This is a genomic window from Sphingobacterium sp. B29, from assembly GCF_001952815.1.
GTDB lineage: Bacteria > Bacteroidota > Bacteroidia > Sphingobacteriales > Sphingobacteriaceae > Sphingobacterium > Sphingobacterium siyangense.
This window is the reverse complement of record NZ_CP019158.1, coordinates 4,222,452-4,248,417: the sequence shown is the minus strand read 5'-3', so window position 1 is coordinate 4,248,417 and position 25,966 is coordinate 4,222,452. Positions and strand designations below refer to the sequence as shown.

22 protein-coding genes are annotated in these 25,966 nt (G+C 39.2%); 14 read left to right on the top strand and 8 right to left on the bottom strand.

Annotated features, from left to right (window positions below; genetic code table 11):
* Nucleotides 1–21: 21 nt before the first annotated feature.
* Nucleotides 22–1,473 carry a bifunctional 2-methylcitrate dehydratase/aconitate hydratase gene (locus BV902_RS18270; protein WP_075993173.1) on the top strand — a complete coding sequence of 484 codons (1,452 nt, stop codon included), beginning with the start codon at nucleotides 22–24 and terminating at the stop codon, nucleotides 1,471–1,473.
* Between the two features lie 198 nt (nucleotides 1,474–1,671).
* On the opposite strand, the gene BV902_RS18265 is transcribed toward BV902_RS18270, so the two are convergent.
* Together BV902_RS18265 and BV902_RS18260 are read right to left on the bottom strand one after the other, a co-directional pair.
* Nucleotides 1,672–3,783 carry a 3-hydroxyacyl-CoA dehydrogenase NAD-binding domain-containing protein gene (locus tag BV902_RS18265; protein WP_075993172.1) on the bottom strand — a complete coding sequence of 704 codons (2,112 nt, stop codon included), beginning with the start codon at nucleotides 3,781–3,783 and terminating at the stop codon, nucleotides 1,672–1,674.
* Between the two features lie 30 nt (nucleotides 3,784–3,813).
* Complete coding sequence (locus BV902_RS18260) at nucleotides 3,814–4,989, bottom strand: acyl-CoA dehydrogenase family protein (RefSeq protein ID WP_075993171.1); 1,176 nt, start codon at nucleotides 4,987–4,989, stop codon at nucleotides 3,814–3,816.
* Nucleotides 4,990–5,309: 320 nt separating this feature from the next.
* On the opposite strand from BV902_RS18260, the gene BV902_RS18255 reads away from it, so the two are divergent.
* Nucleotides 5,310–6,242: a thiolase family protein gene (locus BV902_RS18255; protein ID WP_237241715.1), complete on the top strand. Its 933-nt coding sequence runs from the start codon at nucleotides 5,310–5,312 to the stop codon at nucleotides 6,240–6,242.
* On the top strand, nucleotides 6,223–6,489 hold the full coding sequence (locus tag BV902_RS28175; RefSeq protein ID WP_237241714.1) for a hypothetical protein: 267 nt from the start codon (nucleotides 6,223–6,225) through the stop codon (nucleotides 6,487–6,489). Before BV902_RS18255 ends, BV902_RS28175 begins: the two co-directional genes overlap by 20 nt.
* A 123-nt stretch (nucleotides 6,490–6,612) precedes the next feature.
* Here BV902_RS28175 and BV902_RS18250 read toward each other — a convergent pair whose 3' ends face one another.
* Nucleotides 6,613–6,831 (bottom strand): hypothetical protein, encoded by a 219-nt coding sequence (locus BV902_RS18250; RefSeq protein ID WP_075993170.1) that lies wholly within the window; start codon nucleotides 6,829–6,831, stop codon nucleotides 6,613–6,615.
* Between the two features lie 451 nt (nucleotides 6,832–7,282).
* Between BV902_RS18250 and BV902_RS18245 the strand changes: the two genes are divergently transcribed.
* From BV902_RS18245 to BV902_RS18235, 3 genes are all read left to right on the top strand, one after another.
* Entirely contained in the window at nucleotides 7,283–7,876 is a 594-nt protein-coding gene (locus BV902_RS18245; protein ID WP_216640375.1) for a histidine kinase, read from the top strand.
* Nucleotides 7,866–8,588 (top strand): LytR/AlgR family response regulator transcription factor, encoded by a 723-nt coding sequence (locus BV902_RS18240; protein WP_075993168.1) that lies wholly within the window; start codon nucleotides 7,866–7,868, stop codon nucleotides 8,586–8,588. Before BV902_RS18245 ends, BV902_RS18240 begins: the two co-directional genes overlap by 11 nt.
* Nucleotides 8,589–8,765: 177 nt before the next feature.
* Entirely contained in the window at nucleotides 8,766–11,033 is a 2,268-nt protein-coding gene (locus tag BV902_RS18235) for a cation:proton antiporter (RefSeq protein ID WP_075993167.1), read from the top strand.
* A 63-nt stretch (nucleotides 11,034–11,096) separates the two neighbouring features.
* Here the strand turns inward: BV902_RS18235 and BV902_RS18230 are convergent, their stop codons facing one another.
* Both BV902_RS18230 and BV902_RS18225 read right to left on the bottom strand, forming a co-directional pair.
* On the bottom strand, nucleotides 11,097–12,221 hold the full coding sequence (locus tag BV902_RS18230) for a DEAD/DEAH box helicase (RefSeq protein ID WP_075993166.1): 1,125 nt from the start codon (nucleotides 12,219–12,221) through the stop codon (nucleotides 11,097–11,099).
* 187 nt (nucleotides 12,222–12,408) lie between these two features.
* On the bottom strand, nucleotides 12,409–12,600 hold the full coding sequence (locus BV902_RS18225; protein WP_046672944.1) for a cold-shock protein: 192 nt from the start codon (nucleotides 12,598–12,600) through the stop codon (nucleotides 12,409–12,411).
* Nucleotides 12,601–13,298: 698 nt separating this feature from the next.
* Here BV902_RS18225 and BV902_RS18220 point away from each other — a divergent pair.
* Entirely contained in the window at nucleotides 13,299–14,459 is a 1,161-nt protein-coding gene (locus tag BV902_RS18220; protein WP_083663669.1) for a Gfo/Idh/MocA family protein, read from the top strand.
* Between the two features lie 67 nt (nucleotides 14,460–14,526).
* Here the strand turns inward: BV902_RS18220 and BV902_RS18215 are convergent, their stop codons facing one another.
* The 3 genes from BV902_RS18215 to BV902_RS18205 are packed head-to-tail and all read right to left on the bottom strand — an operon-like array spanning nucleotide 14,527 to nucleotide 16,447.
* The gene (locus tag BV902_RS18215; protein ID WP_075993165.1) at nucleotides 14,527–15,159 is read right to left on the bottom strand and encodes an alpha/beta hydrolase; all 633 of its coding nucleotides are present in this window, start codon (nucleotides 15,157–15,159) and stop codon (nucleotides 14,527–14,529) included.
* 23 nt (nucleotides 15,160–15,182) lie between these two features.
* Nucleotides 15,183–15,521: a GNAT family N-acetyltransferase gene (locus tag BV902_RS18210; RefSeq protein ID WP_335682284.1), complete on the bottom strand. Its 339-nt coding sequence runs from the start codon at nucleotides 15,519–15,521 to the stop codon at nucleotides 15,183–15,185.
* Nucleotides 15,521–16,447, bottom strand: a complete 927-nt coding sequence (locus tag BV902_RS18205) for a ring-cleaving dioxygenase (RefSeq protein ID WP_075993163.1) — start codon at nucleotides 16,445–16,447, stop codon at nucleotides 15,521–15,523. The genes BV902_RS18210 and BV902_RS18205 overlap by 1 nt, the downstream gene beginning before the upstream one ends.
* 367 nt (nucleotides 16,448–16,814) lie before the next feature.
* Between BV902_RS18205 and BV902_RS18200 the strand changes: the two genes are divergently transcribed.
* The 7 genes from BV902_RS18200 (at nucleotide 16,815) to BV902_RS18170 (ending at nucleotide 25,957) form a co-directional block, all read left to right on the top strand.
* Nucleotides 16,815–17,300: a nuclear transport factor 2 family protein gene (locus BV902_RS18200; RefSeq protein WP_075993162.1), complete on the top strand. Its 486-nt coding sequence runs from the start codon at nucleotides 16,815–16,817 to the stop codon at nucleotides 17,298–17,300.
* A 135-nt stretch (nucleotides 17,301–17,435) separates the two neighbouring features.
* Nucleotides 17,436–17,909, top strand: a complete 474-nt coding sequence (locus BV902_RS18195; protein ID WP_172840707.1) for a glycoside hydrolase family 16 protein — start codon at nucleotides 17,436–17,438, stop codon at nucleotides 17,907–17,909.
* 155 nt (nucleotides 17,910–18,064) lie between these two features.
* Nucleotides 18,065–18,643 carry a helix-turn-helix domain-containing protein gene (locus tag BV902_RS18190; protein WP_075994857.1) on the top strand — a complete coding sequence of 193 codons (579 nt, stop codon included), beginning with the start codon at nucleotides 18,065–18,067 and terminating at the stop codon, nucleotides 18,641–18,643.
* Nucleotides 18,644–18,829: 186 nt separating this feature from the next.
* Nucleotides 18,830–20,167, top strand: coding sequence for a DUF5690 family protein (locus BV902_RS18185; RefSeq protein WP_075993160.1), 1,338 nt, complete (start codon nucleotides 18,830–18,832; stop codon nucleotides 20,165–20,167).
* A gap of 32 nt (nucleotides 20,168–20,199) precedes the next feature.
* A complete protein-coding gene (locus BV902_RS18180; protein WP_075993159.1) occupies nucleotides 20,200–21,354 on the top strand; it encodes a TIGR03364 family FAD-dependent oxidoreductase in 1,155 nt (384 codons plus the stop codon).
* A gap of 321 nt (nucleotides 21,355–21,675) precedes the next feature.
* Nucleotides 21,676–25,596 (top strand): response regulator, encoded by a 3,921-nt coding sequence (locus BV902_RS18175; RefSeq protein ID WP_075993158.1) that lies wholly within the window; start codon nucleotides 21,676–21,678, stop codon nucleotides 25,594–25,596.
* 4 nt (nucleotides 25,597–25,600) lie between these two features.
* Nucleotides 25,601–25,957 carry a response regulator transcription factor gene (locus BV902_RS18170; RefSeq protein ID WP_075993157.1) on the top strand — a complete coding sequence of 119 codons (357 nt, stop codon included), beginning with the start codon at nucleotides 25,601–25,603 and terminating at the stop codon, nucleotides 25,955–25,957.
* Nucleotides 25,958–25,966: the final 9 nt, after the last annotated feature.

The window sequence follows — 25,966 nt, the reverse complement described above, 5'->3', positions numbered from 1 at the left end:
AGTCTTATACGAAATACACGAATGAGTTCAGCAATATCAAATGAAAGACCACAACCAGATCAGGTTTTAGTGGACATTGTGGACTATGTCCTAAATTATAAAATTGAGGAAAAAGTCGCTTGGAATACGGCCTTTTACTGTTTTCTTGACACCATTGGCTGCGGCTTGGAAGCATTGACCTATCCTGCCTGCACCAAATTGTTGGGGCCAGTTGTGGCCGGGACCATTGTGCCGAACGGTGCTCGGGTGCCGGGTACAGATTTTCAATTGGATCCCGTTCAGGCAGCATTCAATATCGGCACGATTGTTCGATGGTTGGATTTTAATGATACCTGGCTGGCAGCAGAATGGGGACATCCATCCGATAATCTAGGGGGAATTTTAGCAGTGGCAGATTGGTTGAGCCGAACGAATATTGCGAACGGGCAAAAACCGCTGAAAGCTAGGACGGTTCTTGAGGCAATGATTATGGCCCATGAGATACAAGGTGTCTTAGCACTTGAAAACTCGTTTAATAAAGTGGGGCTAGACCATGTTATTTTGGTGAAGGTAGCTTCAACAGCGGTCGTAGGTAGGCTCATTGGCCTCACAAGAGAAGAGCTGCTCAACGCGGTTTCTTTGGCTTTTGTTGATGGACAAGCCTTACGGACTTATCGGCATGCGCCAAATACCGGTAGCCGAAAATCATGGGCAGCCGGCGATGCAACTTCGCGTGCTGTCCGATTGGCCTTGATCGCAAAAACTGGAGAAATGGGCTATCCATCTGTTTTGACAGCACCAATATGGGGATTTTATGATGTGTCTTTTAAGGGGAATCCATTTAAGTTTCAGCGAGGATATGGATCTTATGTGATGGAAAATATTCTCTTCAAAATTTCATTTCCCGCAGAATTCCATGCACAGACAGCTGCCGAAGCGGCAATGCAGCTCAATCAACAACTGAAAGAATTTGGAAAAAGCAGTTCAGATATCGCCCGTGTAACCATTCGTACACATGAAGCTGCTATCCGGATTATTGATAAAAAGGGGCCTTTGCATAATCCTGCCGACCGCGATCATTGTATCCAATATATGGTTGCTGTGCCTCTAATCTTTGGACGTTTGACGGCTGATGACTATGAAAATCATATCGCTTCGGATCCAAGAATTGATATACTGCGCGATAAGATCTCCTGCGTGGAAGATGCTCAATTCACCGCTGATTATCACGACCCACAGAAACGTGCCATATCAAATGCTTTGACAATTGAACTGGTTGACGGTACAATATTGCCTGAATTGGTCGTTGAATATCCGATAGGCCATCCAAGAAGGAGGGCAGAGGGAATTCCTAAATTAATCGAAAAATACAAAACAAATCTTGCTCGGGTATTTTCTGAAAAACAGCAAAAGGAAATACTTACAGCTACTTTGGACTACGATACTTTTCTCGAACAGGATGTCTCGCAGCTGATGGATCTGTTTGTACGCTAATGATATAGAGAGGACGGGGTGATCAAACTATTTGTTTTGTCACCCCTGCTTTCGTTTCTATTACAGCGTTAAACTACACCGAATATTCTTTTTAAGGTCGCAACCTTTTGTTTTGTTGTTTTTATGATTACCTGTACTTTAGTGCACTTAAACAGCTTATGCACGCTTCTTTAGACGAAAGAACATAGATTGGCTAATCTATCGCCAATTTGAGTCAAAACCGCTATAAAATCTGAAATTCTCTTTTGCCAGTTCTCTTAAAGATTCTGGTATATCCCATTGCTCACCTTTGGCCTGAAAGTCTTCGCATTCAGCAATGAAAGTAGGAAGCGTTGTACGGTCGATATGTCCAAATACTCCACCTGTATAGGATGCATACCCTACACCTAAAATAGAACCAATATCGCCATCGATGGGTTGGTTGAGTACGCCTTCTGCGAGACATCGATAGCTATCCAATGCCATGACATGCAACAAACGTTTCCGGATAATTGAAGGTGTTACATTTTCCTTTGCAGATGCAATTACAGGGTTTTTCCAAATGGTTTTCTTTTTGGTTTCAACGTCATAATCGTAAAATCCAGCGCTCGATTTTTTTCCTTTTCGTTCCTGATCGACCATTCCTTTGAGGTAGGTATATGCACGTTTTTGGCTGGCATGCAGACCGGGTAATTGATCATAAACGTGTAGCATCAATTCCAATGATATCTCATCCAATACTGCCAATGGGCCCACGGCAAATCCTGCAGCCATCGCTTCCTCTTCGACCAGTGTCGGTGAGATGCCTTCCAGTACCATTGTAATACCTTCGAGTAAATAATTGAAGAAAATACGTGAGGTGAAAAAACCCGGACCATCCTGCACGACTATTGGAATTTTATTGAGGCGTAAAGCTGTGATAAGTGCTTTCTCTAAGGTTTTTTGCTCGGTTTGTTTACCGCAGATGATTTCGACAAGGGGCATGCGGTCAACAGGCGAAAAGAAATGCATTCCTATAAATTTTTTAGGATCATTGGTTGCTTTAGCAAGCTCAGTAATAGGCAATGAAGTGGTATTTGTAGCGAAAAAGCCATTTTCGTTTAAATAGGGTAGGCTTTCTTTTGTAACCTCAGCCTTTAGGTGGAAATCTTCAAATACAGCTTCTATAATGCAGTCAGATCCATTAAGGTCATCGACTTGGTCAGTTGGTTTTATGCGTGCAAGCAATTGCTCCCGTTGTGATGGGCTCATGGCTCCTAAAGCCAATGATTTTTCACAAACCTGGCTAGAATAGGCTTTGCCCCGTTCGGCTTGGGGAAGTGTAACGTCTTTTAAAGCAACTTCTATTCCTGCCCGGGCGGCCTCATAAGCAATCCCCGAGCCCATCATCCCAGCACCCAGTACACCTATTTTATTTAACTTATAGTTGTCGAGATGTTTTATTCTATTGGGTGATTTTGCCAATTGGACAGCATAGTGAAGTGTACGGACCATGCTGAGTGGTTCGGGGCGATTTAAGACTTCCAGATATAAAATTGCTTCTCTCTCACTAGCTTCAACCGCTGTGGATGACGGGTTTTTTCTTAGTAATTCAATAACTGCGTTTGTGCCAGGGTACAAACCGCGTGCTTTTTTTTGGATAGTAAGAATTGCTTCAGGCTTCAGTTCGTCAGTTTGTTCCGTGTGATGGCCAGCATTGGTGTTGGGTAGATTAAGTATCCAGTTTATTGCTAATGATAGGCTGTCGCTTGGCTTCTGCGTCAATTCATTGATTAACCCAAGTTTATGCGCTTCTTCACTGCTCAGAAGTTTGCTTTGTGTCAGCAGATTTAGGGCATTTTCAGTACCTATCAATGCTGGTAAATAGATCGTTGTACCAAAAGCTGTAAACAAACCATACTTACTCTCCGGAAAGCCAAACTGAAGTTTTTCGGAGGCGATACGACAATTAGACCATAGCATCGTCGCTAGGGCCATAGCTGTACAATTGTCTGAAATAATAGATACAATGGGTTTTTTAAACGTTTCCCAATGCAATACTTTTGATGTAAGCTTGTATAAGTCCGAAGGTCTTGAGCGGCTTGAAGAAAACTGCTCAAATAATTGCGTATATTCGATTTCTTTGTCTTGAATCGGGCAGCTATATACGACACCTATGGTATCTTCCCGTTCGAGAATGAACGTAACCAAATCAACAAATTGCGTGAGATAGTCTATAATGTCCAACTGCTCGGGAGCTGCTGTCGATAGCGGATGGATTGTAATGATGTGATGATTATCCTGTTCTACACGAAAGAGCGTGTGGGTCATATAAGATTTATTTTCATCCATTGTGCTTGGTGATAATTTTTAAAAAGCTTTCTATTGTTTTGACTTTCCTGATTGATAAGTCACATGATCTATTGTCATTTTCGCGATAATTTCAAGCATGATTTCTGAGGTTCCCCCGATAATGGTGCCGACACGGACATCGCGATATAAACGTGCGATTTTATAATCTTCTGTAAACCCATAACCACCAAATAATTGGAGGCATTGGTTTACGACATTGACGGCGAGCTCACTTGCTTGTAGCTTCGCTATGGAACATTCTTGGACTGCATATTCGTTTTGGTCCTGGAGATCACAACAATGGTAGACAAAGGCTTTCGTGGTAGCGATATCTGCTGCCATTTGTGCGATTCGGTGCCGTATTGTTTGAAATTCCTGGATTTTTTTTCCAAAGGCTTCACGTTGTGCGATATAATCAAGTGTATACTGAAATGCGGATTCTGCGGTAGCGAGACTATGGATAGCTGCGGTAAGCCTTTCCAATTGAAGTCCATCCATTAAATAGCGAAATCCTTCTCCCTCCATGCCGATGAGATGAGAAATAGGGACTCGTACGTTATTAAACCCTAGCTCGGCGGTATCAGAGGCGTGCCAGCCTAGTTTATTGATTTTGCTTGACGAGACCCCAGTTGCATTTCTGTCAATAAGTAATAAGCTTATACCCTTTGTTCCCTGATCAGAAGCAGTTTTGACTGCTGTAATGAAGAAATCACCGTAATAACCGTTGGTAATAAATGTTTTAGATCCATTGACAATATAAAAATCGCCATCCCGGACAGCTGTTGTTTTGATCTGCTTTACGTCAGAACCAGCCCCGGGTTCAGTAATAGCAACAGCACTGACCATATCACCGGCAATAACCGGTTTAAGATAGCGTATTTTCAGATCTTCTGATCCATATTTCAGTAGGTATGGAGCCGACATAAACTGAATGACAAGTGCGGAAATGGTAAATCCTCCAGAAAAACAATACGATAATTCTTCGCAGAGTATCAAGGAATAATAAAAATCAAGCTCTAGTCCACCATAAACTTCTGGATAATTGAGTCCCATCAATCCCATATCACCCATTTTCTTCCACACATTTCGGTCGATCTCACCCCGTTTTTCCCAATCATCGACGTAAGGTGTAATTTCTTTTCGAATAAATGCGCGAAGTGTATCGCGAAAAATCTGATGCTCAGCTGTAAACTTGATTGTCTGCATAATCGTTTATCTTGCTTTTGGTTATCTTATGTAAGGCGGTCTTTTGAATGACCATCTAGTAGGATGTTATCTAAACGAATTTAACGAAAAGCCTTGGCTTTTTGCAAATTTTTATTCTTTATTTTTCGTTCAATTGGTTAAGTAGGGAAGTTTTTGCATTATTTTTTTTCTATTTATTCTGTTTTGATAAAAAAAATAAAACCGACTTGTTGTGGGTTATCTGTTATATTTTTTATCTTTAAGATTAGGAAGGGTTGTTGGGGATATGCTAGCAATAAGCCCTCAAAATTTTAGCAGAACAATTATAAACTTTTTATATCATGTCAAAGAGTGTATTTATCGTTGCAGCGAAACGCACACCAATTGGAAGTTTTGGTGGTGCCTTGTCATCTATTTCGGCGCCAAGTCTTGCGGCCCAGGTTGTTGGGGCTGTAGTTGATGAGGCGGGTATTTCCCGCGATATAGTGGATGAGATTATTATTGGTACTGTTTTGCAAGCTGATTTGGGACAAGCGCCTGCCCGGCAGGTAGCCCGGTTAGCAGGTTTGTCGGATCATACCGCTGCAACGACCCTTAATAAAGTATGTGCTAGTGGAATGAAAGCAATAGCTGTTGCTGCGCAAAGTATTCTATTGGGAGATGCTGATATAGTGATTGCTGGTGGGATGGAGAGCATGAGTAGGGTGCCATATTATACGAATAGTATGCGTTGGGGGGCCAAATTTGGAGCTCAGAGTCTTGTTGATGGTTTACAACGTGATGGTTTGAGCGATGCTTATTCGAATGATGCAATGGGAATGTTTGCAGAGTTGTGTGCCGAGAAATATCGTATTGGCCGTGAAGAACAGGATACTTATGCGATAAGTTCCTATAAAAGAAGCCTGGACGCTTGGCAAAAAAATAAGTTTTTAAACGAGGTTCAACCTATAACGATACAAAGTCGTAAAGGAGACGTCGTCGTTTCGCGCGATGAAGAGTTTTCGCAGGTCAATTTTGATAAGATACCTGAGCTTAAGCCCGCCTTTAAAAAAGAGGGGACTGTAACTGCCGCAAATGCATCGACAATAAGTGATGGTGCTGCTGCGGTGCTGCTTATGTCTGGCGAGAAATTGGAAGAACTTGGACTTGTTCCCTTAGCAGAGATTATTGCTTATGCTGATGCTGAACAGGCTCCGGAATGGTTTACGACTACACCAAGTGTAGCCACAGAAAAGGTGTTAAAAAAAAGCTGGATTGACACTAGAAGACATTGATTATTTTGAATATAATGAAGCTTTTTCCGTGGTGGCTTTGGTGAATGCACAAATTTTGGGTTTACCCATGAACAAAGTAAATGTTTATGGAGGAGCGGTATCTTTGGGGCACCCATTGGGATGTTCGGGCGCTAGAATTGTTGTAACACTAAGCAGCATCTTAAGACAGGAGGGGGGATCAGTAGGGCTGGCAGCGATATGCAATGGTGGCGGTGGTGCCTCTGCAATGATTATTAAAAAGATTTGATGCTTCTTCCAGATAAGATTGCTTTAATTTTATCTGGAAGAAGCTCACGCTTATTGAATTCGGGTGTTTTTAACCACATAGCTTCCTGGAAACTTATTTTATTTGCTATACAGGGTCGTACTTCTACTCCTCATATAGACGGCTTGCCTCTACTCCATGGAGCGCCAGTTCTGATTCGATTTCCGTTGGGTTGAGTCGAATGCCTTCTATGGTTAACAGATTATAAATAGAATCCAAGTCGAGCTTCCATTCGTGGATGCCATTCAGTTTTTCAACAGCTTGTTTGATTTTGTCTACAAGACTGGGATGTTGTGCATTAGTTTCGAAAATGAGCTTTTCCATAGTGTTTCATATTAGGCCTGATTAAAAATCAGGCGGGTTTAACCAAAATAGCGTAGACAATCATTTGATCGGCTAATTACAATAGTCTCAATATAAGGATAATAATCTTAAATTAATGCTTTGAAATGACTAAATTGTAATGAAACTGTTAATTTTTGTAATAAATATATGGAAATTTTATAGTCGTTAGATTGCCTTTAAAACACCGGATTTCATTTTATTGTAATCGAACAAGTCTATATGTGGATTTCGGATTTTCTAATACGACGTTTTCATTGGTATAGAAATTTTAAGTAAGTTTGAAATGAACATGACGACTGAGACCTCGAATATAATCATCCTGTTATTGCTGGCAATTGTTGCTTTAATATCGGGTTTGTACCTCTTGTTAAGACAAAAATATAGGAAACTTGAGGTAGAAAATAAACGACAAAAGGAGCTTTTTAATCGTATGGACAATCAGAAGATTGACGATTTCCATCGGGCCCAATTAAATCCCCACTTGCTTAAAAATTCATTGAACGGAATACTTTCACATGCCTATCAAACCTATTACACCATGGATAAGTTGGCTATGGTATTGGACTACGTTTTGTATGAAAGTGAAGATGAACTCGTTTCACCTAAAGCAGAGATTGAGTTTGCGCGTAATCTCATTGAGATTAATAAGGTAAAACTGAGTCCCTTATTTGATATACGCGTTAAGTTTGATATTGATGAACTAAATAGTTCCTTGTTGAATACACCTTCATTGGTCCCTTTGATGTCTGTGGATTTAATTGAAAACGCATTTAAACATGCAGATTTCCATGGCCCTGATTCTTTTATTTCTATCATGCTGACCTTTAAGAATGGTTTGCTGGAGCTCATTGTGAGCAATCGAATTTCAAAACGTTCGCCCCTACAAAAGGCCAAAAGTGGAATAGGCAGCAAAACGTTGGAAGAGCGTCTCATGTTGTATTATCCAGGTAGACATCAACTGCGTCGATTTGTAGAAAATGATGTCTATACTGCCAACCTTCAAATTAGATTGTATGCGGATTGAAAGAAGTTTGAAATGTGTTCTTCTGGATGATGAAATACCAAGCTTGAGGTTCTTGAAAATGCTCTGTGAGCAAATTCCAGGGGTAGAGGTGGTGAAAACCTTTAATGAACCAGCAGCATTGTTGAGAGAATACCGTTCACTAAGTTTTGATTTTTGTATTCTGGATATTGAAATGCCGGAATTTAATGGATTTGATGTAGCCAGAGAACTCAAGGATTTTCCGATTGTTTTTTCTACCGCATATAAACAATATGCGAGCGATGCTTTTGATATTAATGCTGTAGATTACATGCGTAAACCAATATCTCTGCAACGTCTTCAGCAGGCCATTATGAAAGTAGAACAAATAATCAATAATAAAGCTGAAATTGTCTCGTTTGCACAGTTTAATACGAATAAAGGAAAAACGGTATTGTATTTCGATCAGATTAACTATGTTCAAATAGCTGAAGTAGACAGCCGTGATAAAACAGTTTATTTGGCTGATGGTTCGTTCATTTTGTTGAAAAATATAAGCTTCGATAAGTTGATGGAGATTTTGCCTGAGCATGACTTTATACGCATCAATAAAAAAGAGATCATTGCAACCAAGATCGTTAAATTTTTCTCCGCTGATCAAATAACAAGCAACTTGTTTGACGAACAGGATATGCCTCTTTTGTTTAATTTGGGGGAATCGTACAAGAAAATGTTTTTCGAGAAATTCAGTTGATTACAATTTTTTTTTTGTTTCATTACATATTTCCTTCCACCTAGCAGCTGAAAAGCACTAAAACTCTTACAGAATTATATTTTTGTTGAGACTGTATTTTATCCCTCCTTGTTTAGAGAATATTGGTTGGGACTTAGTATGCTATTGTCATTATATTTATTTTAATTGCTATTGAAGATGAGGAAATATAAGAATACAATTTTCTATGTAGTTTTAGTTGGTACATTACTTGGGGTGATGTATTGGGTGATTCATTTGGGGGCACAGCTAGAGGCTCCAGAACTACTGCGTGGGGAGAAAACAAGTCAAGGTGCCTGGAAGGATTTTACATCAACTTTATTCCATAGTCTGCAGCATCCGCTAGCGATATTATTGGCTCAAATCGTGACGATCATTATCGCGGCACGTATTATGGGCTGGATTTGCATTAAGATTAAGCAGCCTGTGGTAATCGGAGAGATGCTCGCAGGTATCATATTGGGACCATCATTGCTGGGGCTCTATTTTCCTGAATTTTCGCATACACTTTTTCCTGTAGAATCGCTCAGTAATTTGCAGTTTTTGAGTCAAATTGGGCTAATCTTATTTATGTTTATCATTGGAATGGAGCTGGATCTGAATGTGCTGCGAAATAAAGCGCATGATGCTGTTGTCATTTCTCATGCAAGCATTGTGATCCCATTTACGTTGGGAATTTCATTGGCTTATTTTTTATACCTATTCCATCCACCTACAAATGTAGAGTTTCTATCCTATAGCTTGTTTATTGGTATTTCCATGAGTATCACAGCATTTCCTGTCCTTGCCAGAATTATACAAGAAAGAGGATTGCAAAAAAGTAAGCTAGGTGCAATGGCGATTACCTGCGCGGCTGCAGACGACATTACGGCTTGGTGTATACTCGCTGTCGTAATTGCAATCGTCAAAGCCGGCGATTTCGCCAGTGCGTTGTATACAATAGGGCTTGCTGTTGCTTATGTGCTCATTATGATTAAGATCGTGCGCCCATTTTTGATGCGCGTAGGAGAGGTTAAAGGGAGTAAGGAAGCTTTGAGTAAACCTGTTGTTGCTATTTTCTTTATTGTGCTGTTATTGTCTGCTTATGCAACCGAAGTAATCGGTATCCATGCCCTTTTTGGTGCATTTATGGCGGGAGCAATCATGCCCGAAGGAAGTCGATTCCGAACAGCATTCATCGAAAAAATCGAAGATGTCTCTACTTTGTTGTTGTTGCCTTTATTTTTTGTCTATACTGGACTGCGTACGCAGATCGGTCTACTTAATGATCCTCAGTTATGGATGATTACCGTTGGTATTATTTTGGTCGCGGTTATTGGGAAATTTGCAGGTAGTACGTTGGCGGCACGTTTTGTCGGTCAAAGCTGGAAAGATAGTTTGAGTATCGGCGCGTTAATGAATACGCGGGGTTTGATGGAGCTTATCGTCCTCAATATTGGATACGATCTTGGCGTTTTAAGTGCTGAATTATTTTCGATGATGGTCGTTATGGCCTTAGTGACCACCTTTATGACAGGGCCATCCTTAGATCTCATCAATTTTCTCTATAGACCAAAGAAAAGTTTATTACAGCAAGATATCCAGGATAAATCAAAATTTAAGATTTTATTGTCTTTTGCGAAAAGTAATACCGGGATTTCACTACTGTATCTAGCTGATGCTTTAACGTTGAAATCGAAAAAGAATGCTGAAATTACTGCATTACATATTGAACCCTCCAACGAATTACATCATTATGAGGTGGAAACCCAGGAACTGGATAGTTTTCGTGAAATCAAGCAGGTCGCTCAGCAACTCGAACAGCCTATTCAGACAGTATTTAAAATTTCTAGTGATATCGATAGCGAGATTGTTCAAACTTCCAATGAGCGCGATCAGGATTTATTACTTTTGGGTGTCAGCGAATCCATCTATGAGGGGAGTTTATTGGGACGATTTTTAGATTTTACTACGCGGATTGTAAATCCTGAAAAGTTATTCCATACGGTTACAAATGCCGAGTCTCCCTTTACGACATTTGACAGAAATCAGCAGATCAACGCCAAAGTGAATGCAATGGTAGGCATTTTAATTGATAAAGACTTTGTGAAGGCGAAGCGAGTGATAGTTCCTGTTGTTTTGAAAAATGATGAATTTCTATGTGAAATGATACAGCGCCTGATTCAACATTCGGATGCCCAAATTATCGTTTGGGATCTCAATCAAGTATTGAGAAACACTGCGGGGTTCAAAGAAAAACTTAGGCAGTTGGAACAACTTGTTCCAAACCACCTCACAATAACTGAAAGAGAATTAAATAGGGAGGCCTGGCAGGAACAGGACTTAATGTTGATCAGCCTGCCCAGCTGGAACAAAATTGTCAATAAAAAAGTACATTGGCTTCCTTTCACGCCATCGACATTGTTGATGGCGGATCGTAAGCCATAAATAAAAACAAAAAGCGGCTAGATCCATTGATCTAGCCGCTTTTTGTTCATGGGCTATAAAGGCCTATTTATTCATTTTTTCTATCTTGATTTTTAACCCGATTAATTTTTCAATATCAGCTAAATACGGTCTTTCTTCCACATCGCAGAAAGAAATGGCTTTTCCTTCCTGACCAGCTCTTCCTGTTCTACCAATGCGATGGACATAGGTTTCAGGTACATTGGGAAGATCATAGTTGATGACAAGAGGGAGTTGTTCGATATCTATTCCTCTAGCCGCAATATCGGTAGCGATCAAAATTTTTAGATGACTGTCCTTAAATTCACCTAAAGCTTTTTGTCTTGCATTTTGCGATTTATTTCCGTGAATGGCCGCTGCTCTCAAGCCATTTTTAGTAAGCAACTTAACGATTTTATCGGCACCATGTTTTGTTCTGGAGAAGACAATAGTGCGCTCATTTTTCAGCTTTTTTAATAGGCTTGTCAATAATCTGATCTTCTCCTTCTTTTCTACAAAAAATACAGATTGATTTACTTTCTCAGCCGTTGAGCTTACCGGTGTGACGTCAACCTCGACAGGTTTATGTAGTATTCCATGTGCGAATTTACGGATATTAGGAGGCATTGTCGCCGAGAAAAACAATGTTTGTCGCTTTGAAGGAACCTTGGCGAGGATCTTCTTGATGTCATGGATAAAACCCATGTCAAGCATGTTGTCCGCTTCGTCCAATATCAAGATCTCGATTTTATCTAGAGAAACTATTTTTTGGTTCATTAAATCCAATAAGCGCCCGGGGGTGGCAACAAGAATATCGATCCCTTTTTTAATTTCTTTAACTTGCTTTTCTTGGCTTACTCCACCGAAAATAGTGCAATAGTTTAGTTTTAGATATTTTCGGTATAAGTTGATATTGTCTCCAATTTGAATGGCTAGTTCACGTGTTGGCGTAAGAATCAAAGCTCTAATGGGAACGAGTTTACCTAATGTCTTAGTTTCTTCAAGACGTTGCAAAAGCGGAAGAGCAAAAGCGGCCGTTTTTCCGGTTCCTGTTTGTGCACAACCGATAAGGTCGTTGCCTTGCAATACAATTGGAATGGCTTTTTGTTGAATTGCTGTAGGGTGTGTGTATCCTGTTTCTGTTATTGCTTTTAAAAGCGGAGCGATTAAACTGAGTTGTTTAAATTCCATAAATAGTATGTTCGAATTTGTCTTAAATAAAACCTCTGAGAATCCTTTTTATGCTTTTTATTTGAAAACTAAAAGTCTTCAACGGAAAAGTAAAAGATTGCTGAAAAATTGTAAAGGAAGAATAGGAAAAAGAAATGGGATAAGTCATTAAGAATTACCCCATTAACAAGAAAGTGTATTTTTTGGATTACGCCAATTTTACATTTGTAGCGCTGATCCCCTTTGGAGTTCTTTCTACATCATAAGTAACAACGTCGCCTTCAGATACTTGGTTTTTAAGCGCAGAAACGTGTACGAAAACATCTGCACTACCATCCTCTGGTGTAATAAAACCAAAACCTTTAGTTTCATTGAAAAATTTAATTTTACCTGTATTCATTATTTTTAATTAAGTGCGGCAAGGTAGGCATAATAAATGATTAATCTTTTATTTTTTTTAATGAATTATAAAATATGTTGTATAACTGAGTCTTTTTTTGAACGAGATGTTGATTGAAACGGTGTTAGCGGAAGGAATTTATCGAACATAAATGTATAATAAAACACAATCTCGCCAAGCAATGTAACATGGTCAACTCATGATGTTGTTATTAATGGTATTATTAATTATTTAGATAAATATTTTTTCTAAATGTTTGTTCTTAGGGAAATTAGTATTAACTTCAACCGCCCCTCCCAAGGGCATGTTTTTCATAGGTAGATGTATGGTCGAGTAATTCTAACTCGACCATTTTTTTCGTTTTTTTCATAGGGTTACGCTAGGTTTGTCTATATATATTTTACAATGCTTTTTGCGAGCACCTAAATACATTTTTGTATTTTCATCGAAGCAATTTGTTTTTAATAATTAAGAAGGCAGTTCTTATTTAGGGTATTCATCCAAGCGTATGTATTCTATTCGTATTGAGAATTTAGATGCTATCCAGTAAAAACAAAACTTAAACCAATATCCAATGAATAGAAAAGATTTTATCAAAACGTCCACTGTTTTAGCTGCATCGTCATTTTTTTTTTAATGCTAAAGGTTCAAACTTTTTAGATCAATCCATCCGGGTTGGATTAATCGGTGTAAATGGTATGGGCTGGTCTGATTTGAATGCATTGTTAAAGAATGATGGTTTGGTGTGTACTGCACTTTGTGATGTGGACGAAAATATTCTTAAAAAGAGAGCAGAAGAACTTCAAAAAAGAAATATACAGGTCGAAACGTTTGTAGATTATAAGAAGATGCTCAATAGCTCGATTGTGGACGCGGTTATTATTGCAACTCCGGATCATTGGCATTGCCTGCAAATGGTAGATGCCGTAAATGCTGGAAAGCATGTATATGTCGAAAAGCCCATCGGTAACTCCATTGTTGAATGTCAATTAATGGTTCAGGCAGCAAAAAAGAATAAGGCTATTGTACAAGTCGGGCAATGGCAAAGAAGTCAGCAACATTTTAAGGATGCCATTGATTTTGTTCATTCCGGTAAATTGGGCAAAATAAGATTGGTAAAAGCGTGGTCTTATCAAGGGTGGAAAAGTGCTATTCCCATCGTGCCCGATGAACCGGTTCCTGCAGGTGTACATTATACGGAATGGCTAGGGCCGGCACAAAAAAGACCATTTAATTCGAATCGATTCCATTTTAATTTTCGATGGTTTTGGGACTATGCGGGAGGTTTGATGACAGATTGGGGCGTGCATATGTTGGATTATGCTTTACTTGGGATGAAGGTTTCCGATCCAAAATCTATTATGGCCTCTGGAGGTAAGTTTGCGTTCCCAGACGATGCTGGACAAACACCTGATACGATGACTGCTGTGTACGAGTTTGATGGCTTCAATATCCAATGGGAACATGCCAAAGGAATTGATCTCGGACCTTATAGCCGTAATCATGGCGTCGCATTTATTGGTAACAATGGTACGCTGGTCTTGAACAGGTCGGGCTGGGAGGTTATTCCAGAAAAAGGGAGGATGGAAGCGGTCACTATCCAACCTTCTTTAGATAATGGACTGGACAAACATATGGAAAATTTTGTAGCAGCAATTCGCCAACGTAATCCAGAAGTACTTCATGCACCAATTGAAGTGGGGGCGCATATTGCCATCTTTTCCCAGCTCGGAAATATTGCATTCAGGACTGGACAAAAACTCTACTGGAATAAAGATAAACAGCATTTCACCGATCAGAAAGCAAATAAATACTTAGCTTCGGTTTATCATAACGGCTATAAATACCCAAAAGTATAATGCCTTAAAATTGGTTGTTGATTAATTATTATAATCAACAACCAATGGATCACTGTTTACCAATGGATCACTTCTGTATTTCTTGAAGAACGAATTCGTTTGCGAGATCGATCTCTTCGCGATTGATGGTGTGTCCCGCGTCTTGATATACCATGAGCTTTACATTGGCATTCATTTGTGCTAAGATGGATACCGTAGCTTCAACCCGCTCAAGAGGAACATGGAAATCAGGATCGCTCGTGCCAATAAAAATAGGCGTTTGTGCAAAGTCACCCGTGTAATTATCCCTGTTAATTTCTTCACCGATTACCCCACCTATAATTGCTATAGCCCCACCATAGCGCTGCGCATGCCGTGCAAGGTATTCTAGTGTTAAACAGGCGCCCTGAGAAAAACCAAAAAAATAGATATTTTCGGCGCGGATCCCATTGTCTAAAGCTAGTTTAACTGTATGATCGATCAAATCAATTGCGGAACTCAACCAGGGTTCGTTCTCTTGTACGGGAGCAATAAAAGAGTAGGGGTACCAAGTGTGATTTTCTGCCTGCGGTGCAAGTAGTGCAAAATTATCGACATGAAGATAGGATGACATGCCAAGGATGTCTTCTGCACTCCCCCCACGACCATGGATCATGACAATGGCTTTTTCTGTCTGTTCTAAATTTTTACCAGCTGTTTTAATATTTATTGAATGACTCATTTTATGCTTTCATGTAGGATAGTTTATACCGTTTTTTTAAACCAAACGTCTTGATATAGTTCTGGATGACGATGAAACTGCGCATTTACATAAGGACATAATGGAACAATTTTCATGTTGTTTTCGCGCGCATGAGATACCAATTTCTCGAGCAGTATTTTTGCAAATCCTCTTCCCTCATAGGCTTCGTCCACCTCTGTATGGTAAACAACGAGATTACCGTCAATGATAGCGATACTCATCAAACCTGCTTTGCGTTCATCGGAGAATAATTGGAGCTCTCCACGTTGATTTTTGTCTAATACAATTTCAGTTCTTTCCATAACTTCCTCGTTTGTATAATGATGTTTATATAATTTAATTAATCGATTTTTGGCAATGTCTGTTCAATCTGCGAACGGTAGCTTTCATATTGCTTTGGCAATTTGAGTGCCGATCCTAAACTGGATAGCGGTTCGTCTACCGTAAATCCGGGATTGTCTGTCGCGATTTCAAATAAGACACCACCAGGTTCACGAAAATAGAGTGAGAAAAAGTAATCTCGATCTATTTTTGGTGTGATATCTAACCCTGCTGAAAGCACCTTTTCACGATACTCCATCAAAACATTGTCGTCCTTTACCCGAAATGCGACATGATGGTTTGTACCGGCTGCATTTTTGCCGTATGGCAGATTTTTATCCGCTATTATGTCAACGATGTTAGCTGTATCAATGCTATCCGTTGTTAACCTATAACGATTATCTTGTTGTTGTTGCAGCGAATAACCCAAAATATCGGTCAATACTTTTAGCGTCGGATCTGCTTCTTTTAATGAAAGTGTGATATTATGGAAGCCTTTTAGTGCATGTTCGCTATTGATGTCAGTCGTTGTCCATGCCTTTCTATCATCTTTCGTTTCAATAAACTGAAGCTGCAATCCATCGGGATCATTAAATGAAATTAGCTTCTCTCCAAAAATTTCACTTTCCTGTAAACTAATCTGATGTTCCCCTAAGCGATTTTTCCAAAAATCCAAACTTCCTTGAGGTACGGCATAGCCAATATGAGTTGCCATTCCTGCTCCTGCGGTACCCTTTCCGATACCTTCCCATGGGAAAAATGTAAGGATCGTTCCTGGTTCGCCCTGTTCATTGCCGAAGTAGAAGTGATAGGTGCCAGGGTCGTCGAAATTAACTGTTTTTTTGACAAGGCGTACACCCAGTACTCTCGTGTAAAAATCGAGATTTCGCTTTGCGTTGTCTGCTATCGCAGTAATGTGATGTAACCCTAATATTTTATTTTCCATAGCTGATAATTTTATTTTCTTAACTAATGTAAAGTTACGCCGACCAACAGGGAATTTTATTGAACTAGATTAATAAAAGCAATAATTGGCAATTTTGTTTTTTAGGCGATAGTGATTTTCGAAAATCTATAAAAAAACACCTGAAGTTGGGGGCTTCAGGTGTTTAACCTAACCAATTATTAACCTAAATTTATGAAATGTATATTTCTGAATATTATACTATAGACAGTAAATCCAATTTTCATGCCAATATTTAATCGTGTAAATGAACTCAAATAAAAGCCTTATATATTGTATAATTTAGGTAAATTGGATTGTGCTAATGTGAGGTGGAAATCGAAGACTTCAATTAAAAATAGATTTAAAGATGAAAAATAGAACAATAGTTAAGGTCATGACTTTCTCTGTTTTATTGCTAACGCTAGGCTGTCAGCAGCCACAGACAAATGAATCAAAGGAGGCTGCACAAAAACAACTTGACGAAAACAAAGAGAACAAAAGAATCGTTTTAGATTTTTATCAGCAAATGTTTGGTGATAAGGATGTTTCTGCAGTTGATAAGTACATTTCTCCCGGATATATCCAACATAATCCCTCTGTTGCGGATGGAGCAGCAGCATTTAAGCTCGCTGCGGCGAAATGGTTTGAAGGACAGCCTAAAACGAAGATTGATGTGCAACACATTGCTTCGGATGGAGATTTGGTCTTCATTCACCTAAAAAATAAGAATCCAGATGGTAGTCTTAAATCGACTATTGATATCTTCAGGCTAGAAAAAGGTAAAATTGTGGAGCATTGGGATGCACAGCAAGATGTTCCTAAAAATGCAGCAAACGCACATCCTATGTTTTAAGGATAGTAAAAAATTACATTTCCTTTTTCCTTTGCGTTTTAGTCCCTCTTAATTGTTCGGGAATCTATCAGGTATGGTAAATTATGTCTAAATTTAGGCCTAACTCATTTTTTTCGCAAACAATTAATGTTAATCATGAAAAGAGTCCTAGGACTAAGTTTTTTTTATCTGTTGTTTTCTGCATGTGGTGTTCATTATAGTCCCAAAGATCATCCTTATGTATATGTGCAAAAGAAAGATCGCGAGGTTAAGGAATGGAAGCTGGTATGGGAAGAGCACTTTAATTCCCCTAAGCTAGACAGTAGTAAATGGTCCCGGATTCCAGCAGGCGGAGCTGACTGGAATCGACACATGAGTACAGATGACGCCTGTTTTGGATGGGAAAATGGAGAGTTGATTCTTAAAGGAATTAAAAATACAGACAAAAATAGAGATTCAAGACCATTTTTGACAGGCGGGATATGGAGTAAGGGAAAGTTTGCTTTTCAGTACGGGCGTATAGAAATCCGAGCTAAACTTGGAAGTGCAAAAGGGGCATGGCCCGCCATGTGGACATTCATACTACACCTTAGATCTGGGGCAAAAGGAGAATCCCAAACATTTTGGTAGCGCTTCGATCAAATCAGAAGAGTACAATATCGCCGACTATTGAACCGCAGTTTTCTGATAACAGTGAAATATCCTAATTTTAGAGGTGGCCTATGATTAGGTGATAAAAACTTAATATACGCGACATAGGAAAAATGTTTACTTTTGGCCAAATTATGGAAGATAATACGATATTCAAGATTAGTAATAAGATTAAGGAAATTCGAAAAGAAAAAGGAATTACCATACAGGAAGTTGCTGATAGAGCGGGGGTAAGCAAGGGACTTATTTCGCAGATTGAAAATAATAGAACAATACCCTCCTTACTCGTATTGATTAATATCATCAATGCACTGAATATTGATCTTAATGAGTTTTTTAAAGATTTTAATTCTGAATTGGATTCAGGTCCTGTGGTCGTTCGGAAAAAAGATACGTATAGTCCGTTTGAAAAAGAGTCGGCGATTGGTTTCCATTATAAAAGGATTTTTACATCTGCGATGGATAGTTCGACCATGGACATTGTTCTTTTGGAGTTGCTTCCAGATGCACAGCGACCAATGGTTGAGACCGAAGCTTATGAATATAAATATATCATTAGCGGACAGGTTGAGTACATCTTCAATGATCAAAAAATAAGCTTAGAAGAGGGCGATTCGATCTTTTTTAATGGACGATTGTCACATACACCGCGTAATGTTGGAAGTGAAAAGGCCGTTATGCTAATTGTATACTTTTTTGAAAATAAGAAATAGAGGACAACCTGTTAATTGTCAGAGCATCATTGAATCATTCAGTGATGCTTTTTTTATTTTATACTTTTCGTATCGCAAAGGGATGTTTATATTTGTTTATAAATACTTAACAAAAGTTTAGTCTTGTGTTAATTTCCAAAATTTACTTTTGATTGCGGACAATGAGGTCTGTTAACAAGTTTAAATATGGAGTTAAACCAACGAATAAAAAGACGCATAAATAGATTGGATGAGAAATCTGTGGCTATTGTTCTGGCTGTTACAGCATTTTTATGTTACACGAGTATGTATTCATTTAGAAAGTCATTTACGGCATCTGCTTTTGCAAATGATACTGTTTTTGGTGTCGATTATAAAGTCTGTATGGTGGTCATTCAAATGCTGGGGTATTTGTTGTCCAAGTTTTATGGCATTAAATTTATCTCTGAAAGTAAACAGCGTAATAGAGGGCGATATTTAATCGGTTTGATTTGTATTTCATGGATAGGACTTTTGGCATTTGCAGTTTGTCCGAGACCTTGGAATGTTGTCTTTCTTTTTATCAATGGTTTTCCATTGGGAATGGTTTGGGGCTTGGTATTTAGTTATTTAGAGGGAAGGCGGTTTACAGAGATTATGGGGGCAGTGATGTCTGTGAGCTTGATTTTCGCGTCAGGACTGATAAAAACGGTTGGACGGTGGTTGATGTCTTCTTTTCATGTTAACGAGTTTTGGATGCCATTTTTGACGGGTTTACTGTTTTTTCTGCCCTTTGTTTTGTGTGTATGGATATTGGAAAATGCTCCAGGGCCAACAGAAGAGGATAAGAGGCTACGGACGGAACGCATTGCGATGGATAGTAAAATGCGAAAACACTTTTTTAAAACCTTTATGCCGGGTATCGTTTTGACTATTATCGTTTACACCATGCTTACTATTTTACGTGATGTACGCGATAATTTTGAGGTTGAAATCTGGCAGATGTTACATGTGAAAGGGGCGGGCATTTTTGCAAAAGTTGATGGGACTATCTCCTTGATTGTACTGCTGCTGGTAAGTTGTCTAATCATGGTTAAAAATAATCTTAAAGCATTTAAGTTGATCCACTATATGATCATTATAGGTTTTCTGACTGCAGGTATTTCTACCTATTTGTTTACGAAACAATGGATTGACGGTTTAAGTTGGATGTTGCTCGTCGGTTTGGGCTTGTATATGGCATACATCCCTTACAATGCGATATTTTTTGAGCGAATGATCGCAACATATCGTATGAAAAGTAACATCGGTTTTGTTATGTATATGGCTGACTCTATCGGTTATTTGGGTAGTTTTCTGATATTGGTAAACAAAGAGTTTATGCCAAATTCTGTTACTTGGGGAAATTACTTTATTCAATTGGTCTTTTTAGCCTCTATTATCGGAGCTATTTTGGGTATCTTCTCTCTACTCTATTTTATTCGAAAAAAAGAACAGATGAAAGGAAGTGATGGTGAGTTGTTGGCCCCTTGGCATACCACAAAAGGAGAAGTGCAAATTAGTTAACTATACTTTTTTATGATATTCTATTTATAAAGATGAAAACAAATACATATGATTTAATTATTGTTGGGGGGGGGATTTTAGGGACCTTTCATGCCTATCATGCGTTACAAATGGGATTACGCGTGCTCCAACTCGAAAAAGATAATTTCCCCGTGGGATCTACTGTTCGTAATTTCGGACAGGTAGTGCCATCGGGGATGGCAGGCGAATGGTTTGATTATGGTGTGCGAGGACTTGAAATATATCAGTCTATTCAGAAAGAGATGGATATATCTGTTAGAAATAACGGCAGCATCTATATTGCTTCGGATAGTGATGAAGTTCAGGTGCTTCACGAGCTATCTAAGCACTATGAGGGAAAAGGATATGATCATGAACTTTGTTCAAAGGAACAGGTTTTATTGAAATATCCCGTAATGAATGCTGATTATGTTAAAGAAGCTATCTTTTTTCCGCAGGAACTCAGTGTAGAACCCGAGTCAATGATTAGACAACTGCATATTTATATGCAAAATAAGTTTGTGGACTATACGTTGAAATACGATACGACAATTGTGGCCTGCGAGGATAAAAATGATGCTGTTGTTGTCACAAGCAGCACGCTAGAAAACTTTGAAGGGAAGAAATTGCTTATCTGCAATGGATACGAGTTTAAAATTTTATATCGTTCCTTGTTTGATAATAGCGGGCTTGAAATTAGCAAGTTGCAAATGATGCGTACAAAGCCTATCGCTCATATACATCTTCCGGGGAATATCTTAACTGGGTTGACCATTCGTCGATACGAGAGTTTTGAAGAATATTGTCCATCGTTTCAGACAATTCCAATGCCTGATCACTATCAGGAGCTGCGCAATTATGGAATTCATATCCTATTTAAACAGGCCACGGATGGTAGTATTATTATCGGTGATTCGCATGAATATGCAGCGGGCAACAGACTGGATGAACTGGGCTTCTCAGTAAGCTCCTATATCAATGAATTAATGATTGCAGAAGCCAACCGTATCATGCCAATGGAGCGTACCTGGATTTCATCTTCTTGGGCAGGTTATTATTCGCAGCACAAAGATCATATTCTTGAAATCGACGTTAGCCCAAGAATACATGTCAGAACCGGTATTGGAGGGAAGGGAATGACAGCAAGTGCTGGCTATGCCGAACAGAGTATTGGAAAACTTTTTTAATTTAAATATATTGAAGAGCCCCGCTATCACATCTAGCGGGGCTCTTTCGTTTTTAAGCTATTTATTTGATCAGTTTGTACAGACTTCATAAAATATACAGTTGTCTTTCTTAATAAGGTCAAGCTTTATAAAATTCAATTAGTAAATAACTAAATTATGAAAAGGATGTCTGGTAAATCTTTTTATTGCATCAACTAATTTACCAGTTGTTTGTTCTTTATAAAACATTATCTGATCAATATTTCCTTATTGTTTAGGCGTTAAACAATGTTTTTATTAACTTCACGGTCACAATAAACCAGATCTAAATATTAGAAGTGAATGGCAAATAATGTTTTTCCTGAAAATGAGTTAAGAAGGATAGAAAAATTAAAGTCCTATGAGTTAATGGGACTCGGGAAAGACCCTGAGCTGGATGTTTTTGCGCAGGCAGCCTGTCTGATTACAGATTGCCCTGCATCTTTAATTGCCATGATGGAAGAAGAAACACAACGTATTCAAAGTTGTGTTGGGATGGAGCTGGATACCGTTGAAAGGAAGAATACGGTCTGTCAATATACCATAATGAGCAAGGAGGTCCTTGTTATTGAAGATACTTTTGAAGATCCACGCTCGTCTTCCAATCCATTAATTCGCGAAGGAAATATTCGTTTTTATGCCGGAGTTCCTCTTTTGGATGATGATGGCGATGCTCTTGGAACAATCTGTGTCATTGATTTCCATTCGAAAAAGCTTTCGGATAAACAAAAAGACTCGTTGGAGGAGCTTGGCAAGGCAGTAACCAAAATATTATTGGGAAAAAAACGAAAAGTACAGGCTGGTTATTTCTCCGAAATTTTTCACTTGACGAACAATATTATTTGTGTATTGGATGAGACGCGCAAGGTAAGAGAAGTTAACCCTGCATTTAGTAAAGTCTTGGGATTGTCCAGATCGAATAGTTTAGGCAAATCTATTTTTACATTATTGGGAGACACTGAAAGGGAGTTAGTGTCGGACTTAGGTCGAGTTGAGGAAACAAAATACGGCGTTCAATCTACAAGTAGGACTAAAACAGAAAATGGTCAAGTTGTAGAAATTGAATGGCATTTCAAATATGATCCGATAAACCATGATATTCTGGCCTTTGGCAGAAACGTAACAAAAGAACGCGAAGAAAAACTCAAGTTGGAGAATTCCGAACGTAGATTTCGTAGCTTTTTTGAAAATGCGATTGGCCTCATGAGTATGCATGATTTGGACGGTAATATTCTATCCGTCAATGAAAAAGGAAGAGAGATATTGCGGTATGCCAAAGAAGAGGTAAAAGGACTTAACCTGAAGAAATTGGTTCCGTCTCATCATGTGGGTCTGGTTGAGGAATATCTCAAGCGCATTGCCAGCAATAAAGAGGATTCTGGAATGATGGTTCTCCAAACAAAAGATGGTGAAGATATTTCTTGGCTATACCACAATATGTTGGAAACGGATGAAAATGGGCGATCTTATGTTGTCAGTACAGCCTTGAATATGACGGATCGATTGCGACTTGAAAATGATCTTTTGCATACCAAACAGATCCTGGAGCAGACCAATGCTGTCGCTCAGGTTGGCGGATGGGAGGTCAACTTAGTTGAAAATAAGGTTTATTGGTCCGACTCCACGAAGCTAATTCATGGTGTGGCTCCTGATTTTACACCTGATTTTGAACATGCAATCGGATTTTATGAGCCGGAAAGCCAGGTTATTTTGCGTGGAATTTTTGAAGATGCCATTACATCAAGAACACCTTACGATACGGAATTGCGTCTATTAAAGCAAGATGGCGAATCAATTTGGGTACGGGTAAAGGGTATTCCCGAATTTGAAAACGATGTGTGTAAGCGTGTTTTTGGAATTATTCAGGATATCGATCAAAGTAAATCGCTATACTTGGAGCTGGAACGCAAAGAATCGATGTTACGTGCGTTTGTGGATTATGTTCCTGCTTCGGTTGCTATGTTTGACCGAGACTTTAACTATATTTCGGTAAGTAATCAATGGTTAGAAGATTTTCACGAAGGGGCAAGCTTGCCGCCAAATAGTAACTTTTTTAAACTGTTCCCAAATATCCCAGAAAATAGAAAAAAAATCTACCTTGATGCGCTGGAGGGAATACCTTATAAGAATACGGATGAGGTCATACAGGCTGGTGGACTTGCCGAAGCGCAACATTTCAATTGGGAAGTAAGACCTTGGCATCTTGCTGATGGAAGTATAGGTGGGATCATTATTTTTACACAAAATACCACGGAATCGGTAAAAATAAATGATGAATTAAAGTTAGCGAAGGAACTGGCCGATCTGGCGAGTAAAGCAAAGTCCGAATTCCTCGCCAATATGAGTCACGAAATTCGAACGCCTTTAAACGGTGTGATCGGATTCTCCGATTTGTTATTAAAAACACCGTTAAATGATACACAGCTACAATACCTCGGCTATATCAATGAATCGGGAAATAGCTTACTCAATATTATTAATGACATTTTAGACTTTTCAAAAATTGAATCGGGTAAACTCGAATTATTTGTCGATAAGTATAACGTATATGATGTAGCCAATCAGGTTATTAATGTTGTTCTCTATCAAGCACAACGAAAAGAAGTCGAACTGCTTTTGAACATTGAGCAGGGACTGCCGGCTTTTGTTTGGATTGATGAGGCACGTATTAAGCAAGTGTTGGTGAATTTATTAGGTAATGCAGTTAAGTTTACGGAAAAAGGCGAAATCGAATTTAAGATCAGCAAACTTCGCAATGATGAGAATAAATTAACCTTACGTTTTGCGGTTAGAGATACCGGGATAGGAATTCCGCCAGAGAAACAACAACGCATCTTTGATGCCTTTACGCAAGAAGATAGCTCAGTAAGTAAACGATATGGCGGCACGGGACTCGGTTTGACAATCTCCAACAACCTCTTGAAATACATGGGAAGTAAATTGAATCTGGAAAGCGAACTGGGTGTCGGATCGACGTTCTATTTTGATATCGAGGTCCGATGTGAAGAAATGGAAGATGAAGATACAGCTTTACCTTTAAATCGTGTTCTCGTTGTCGATGACAATGCTAATAATCGGATTATCCTGCAGCATATGCTGGCCTATAAAAACGTCGAATCTGTCCTCGCAGAAAACGGCATGGAAGCCTTACAGTTGCTGATGAAAGGGGAACGTTTCGATGTTATTTTAATGGACTACCATATGCCGATCTTATCGGGCCTCGAAACGATAGAAAAAATCAAAGAACTCTTTAAAAAACAGGAAGAAGGTATCCCTTTGATCGTGTTGCACACTTCGTCTGAAGAGCATGAGGTAATTTCAGCATTTAGACAGGAGGAGCGGTCATTCTGTCTACTTAAGCCGATTAAATCTGAGGAACTGTATTCGACTTTAAGAAGGGCGATACAGCAGAATAGGGAGGATGCCGTGCAATTAAAGGCGAATGCAAACTTATCGTTATCATCGGATTCGTACGGTCAAGACGTTCAAGTGTTGTTGGCAGACGACAATGCCGTTAATATGGCCCTTAATTTACGCATGATGGCAAGCATAATGCCTGGAGCACATTTAACCGAAGTTTCTGATGGAGCACAAGCCATTCAAGCTTGCAAAGAAAAACAATTTGATTTTATTTTGATGGATGTTCAGATGCCCGAAGTCGATGGGATCGAAGCAACCAAACAGATCCGGCAAATGGCAGCTTATGCTGAAACACCCATTATCGGTGTTACTGCAGGTAATATTTCTGGCGAAAAGGAACGCTGTCTCGATGCGGGGATGTCGGACTTTCTCGCTAAACCCATTCGACAACAGGATTTGTTCAAGGCCCTGGAAAAGGCGATGTTATCGGTAAAACCTAGTGCTGCCGAAGCTTCAGATCTAGAGGATTTGGATGAGCATTTGGATATGCAGCGCCTCGAAGAACAGGCCGGTGATGATCCCGCATTTTTAACCTTTTTTCTGGATTTGGTCGTGCGGGAAATAACGGGGTCTAGAAAGCAGTTAAAGGAGGCAATAGATACAAACGATATTGTACGCATCAAGGAACTCCTTCATAAGTTGCGGGGAACTTCATCGACAGCCGGACTTATCAAGTTGGCCCAAATGACCAAAGACTTGGAGACTAGCCCAACGATTGAAACAGAGCTTGCCATCGCTTTTGTGGCAATCGAACAGGAAATGGATATCGGATTGGAATTAATTGGAAAAATCTTAAATAAATAATGATATGTTGATTTTAATAGCGGAAGACGACGAATTGATACTACGTACTGTTGAACACAAATTAGTAAAAGAGGGACACGAAGTGGTGCTGACCAGAAATGGTCGTGAAGCCATCGAGAAAATTAATGAGCTGGATTTGGATTTGGTTGTAACGGATATTATGATGCCTTTTGCTTCCGGTATTGAAATTCTTTCAGCAATAAAGACTATCGGAAAGAAAATCCCGGTCATCGTATTATCGAGCATGGGCCAGGAGGAGGTCGTGGTCGATGCATTTGATCTAGGCGCATCTGATTTTATGGTTAAGCCGTTTAGTCCAAACGAACTGATTCTTAGGATAAAACGCCTAATAAATAAATAAAACTAAATT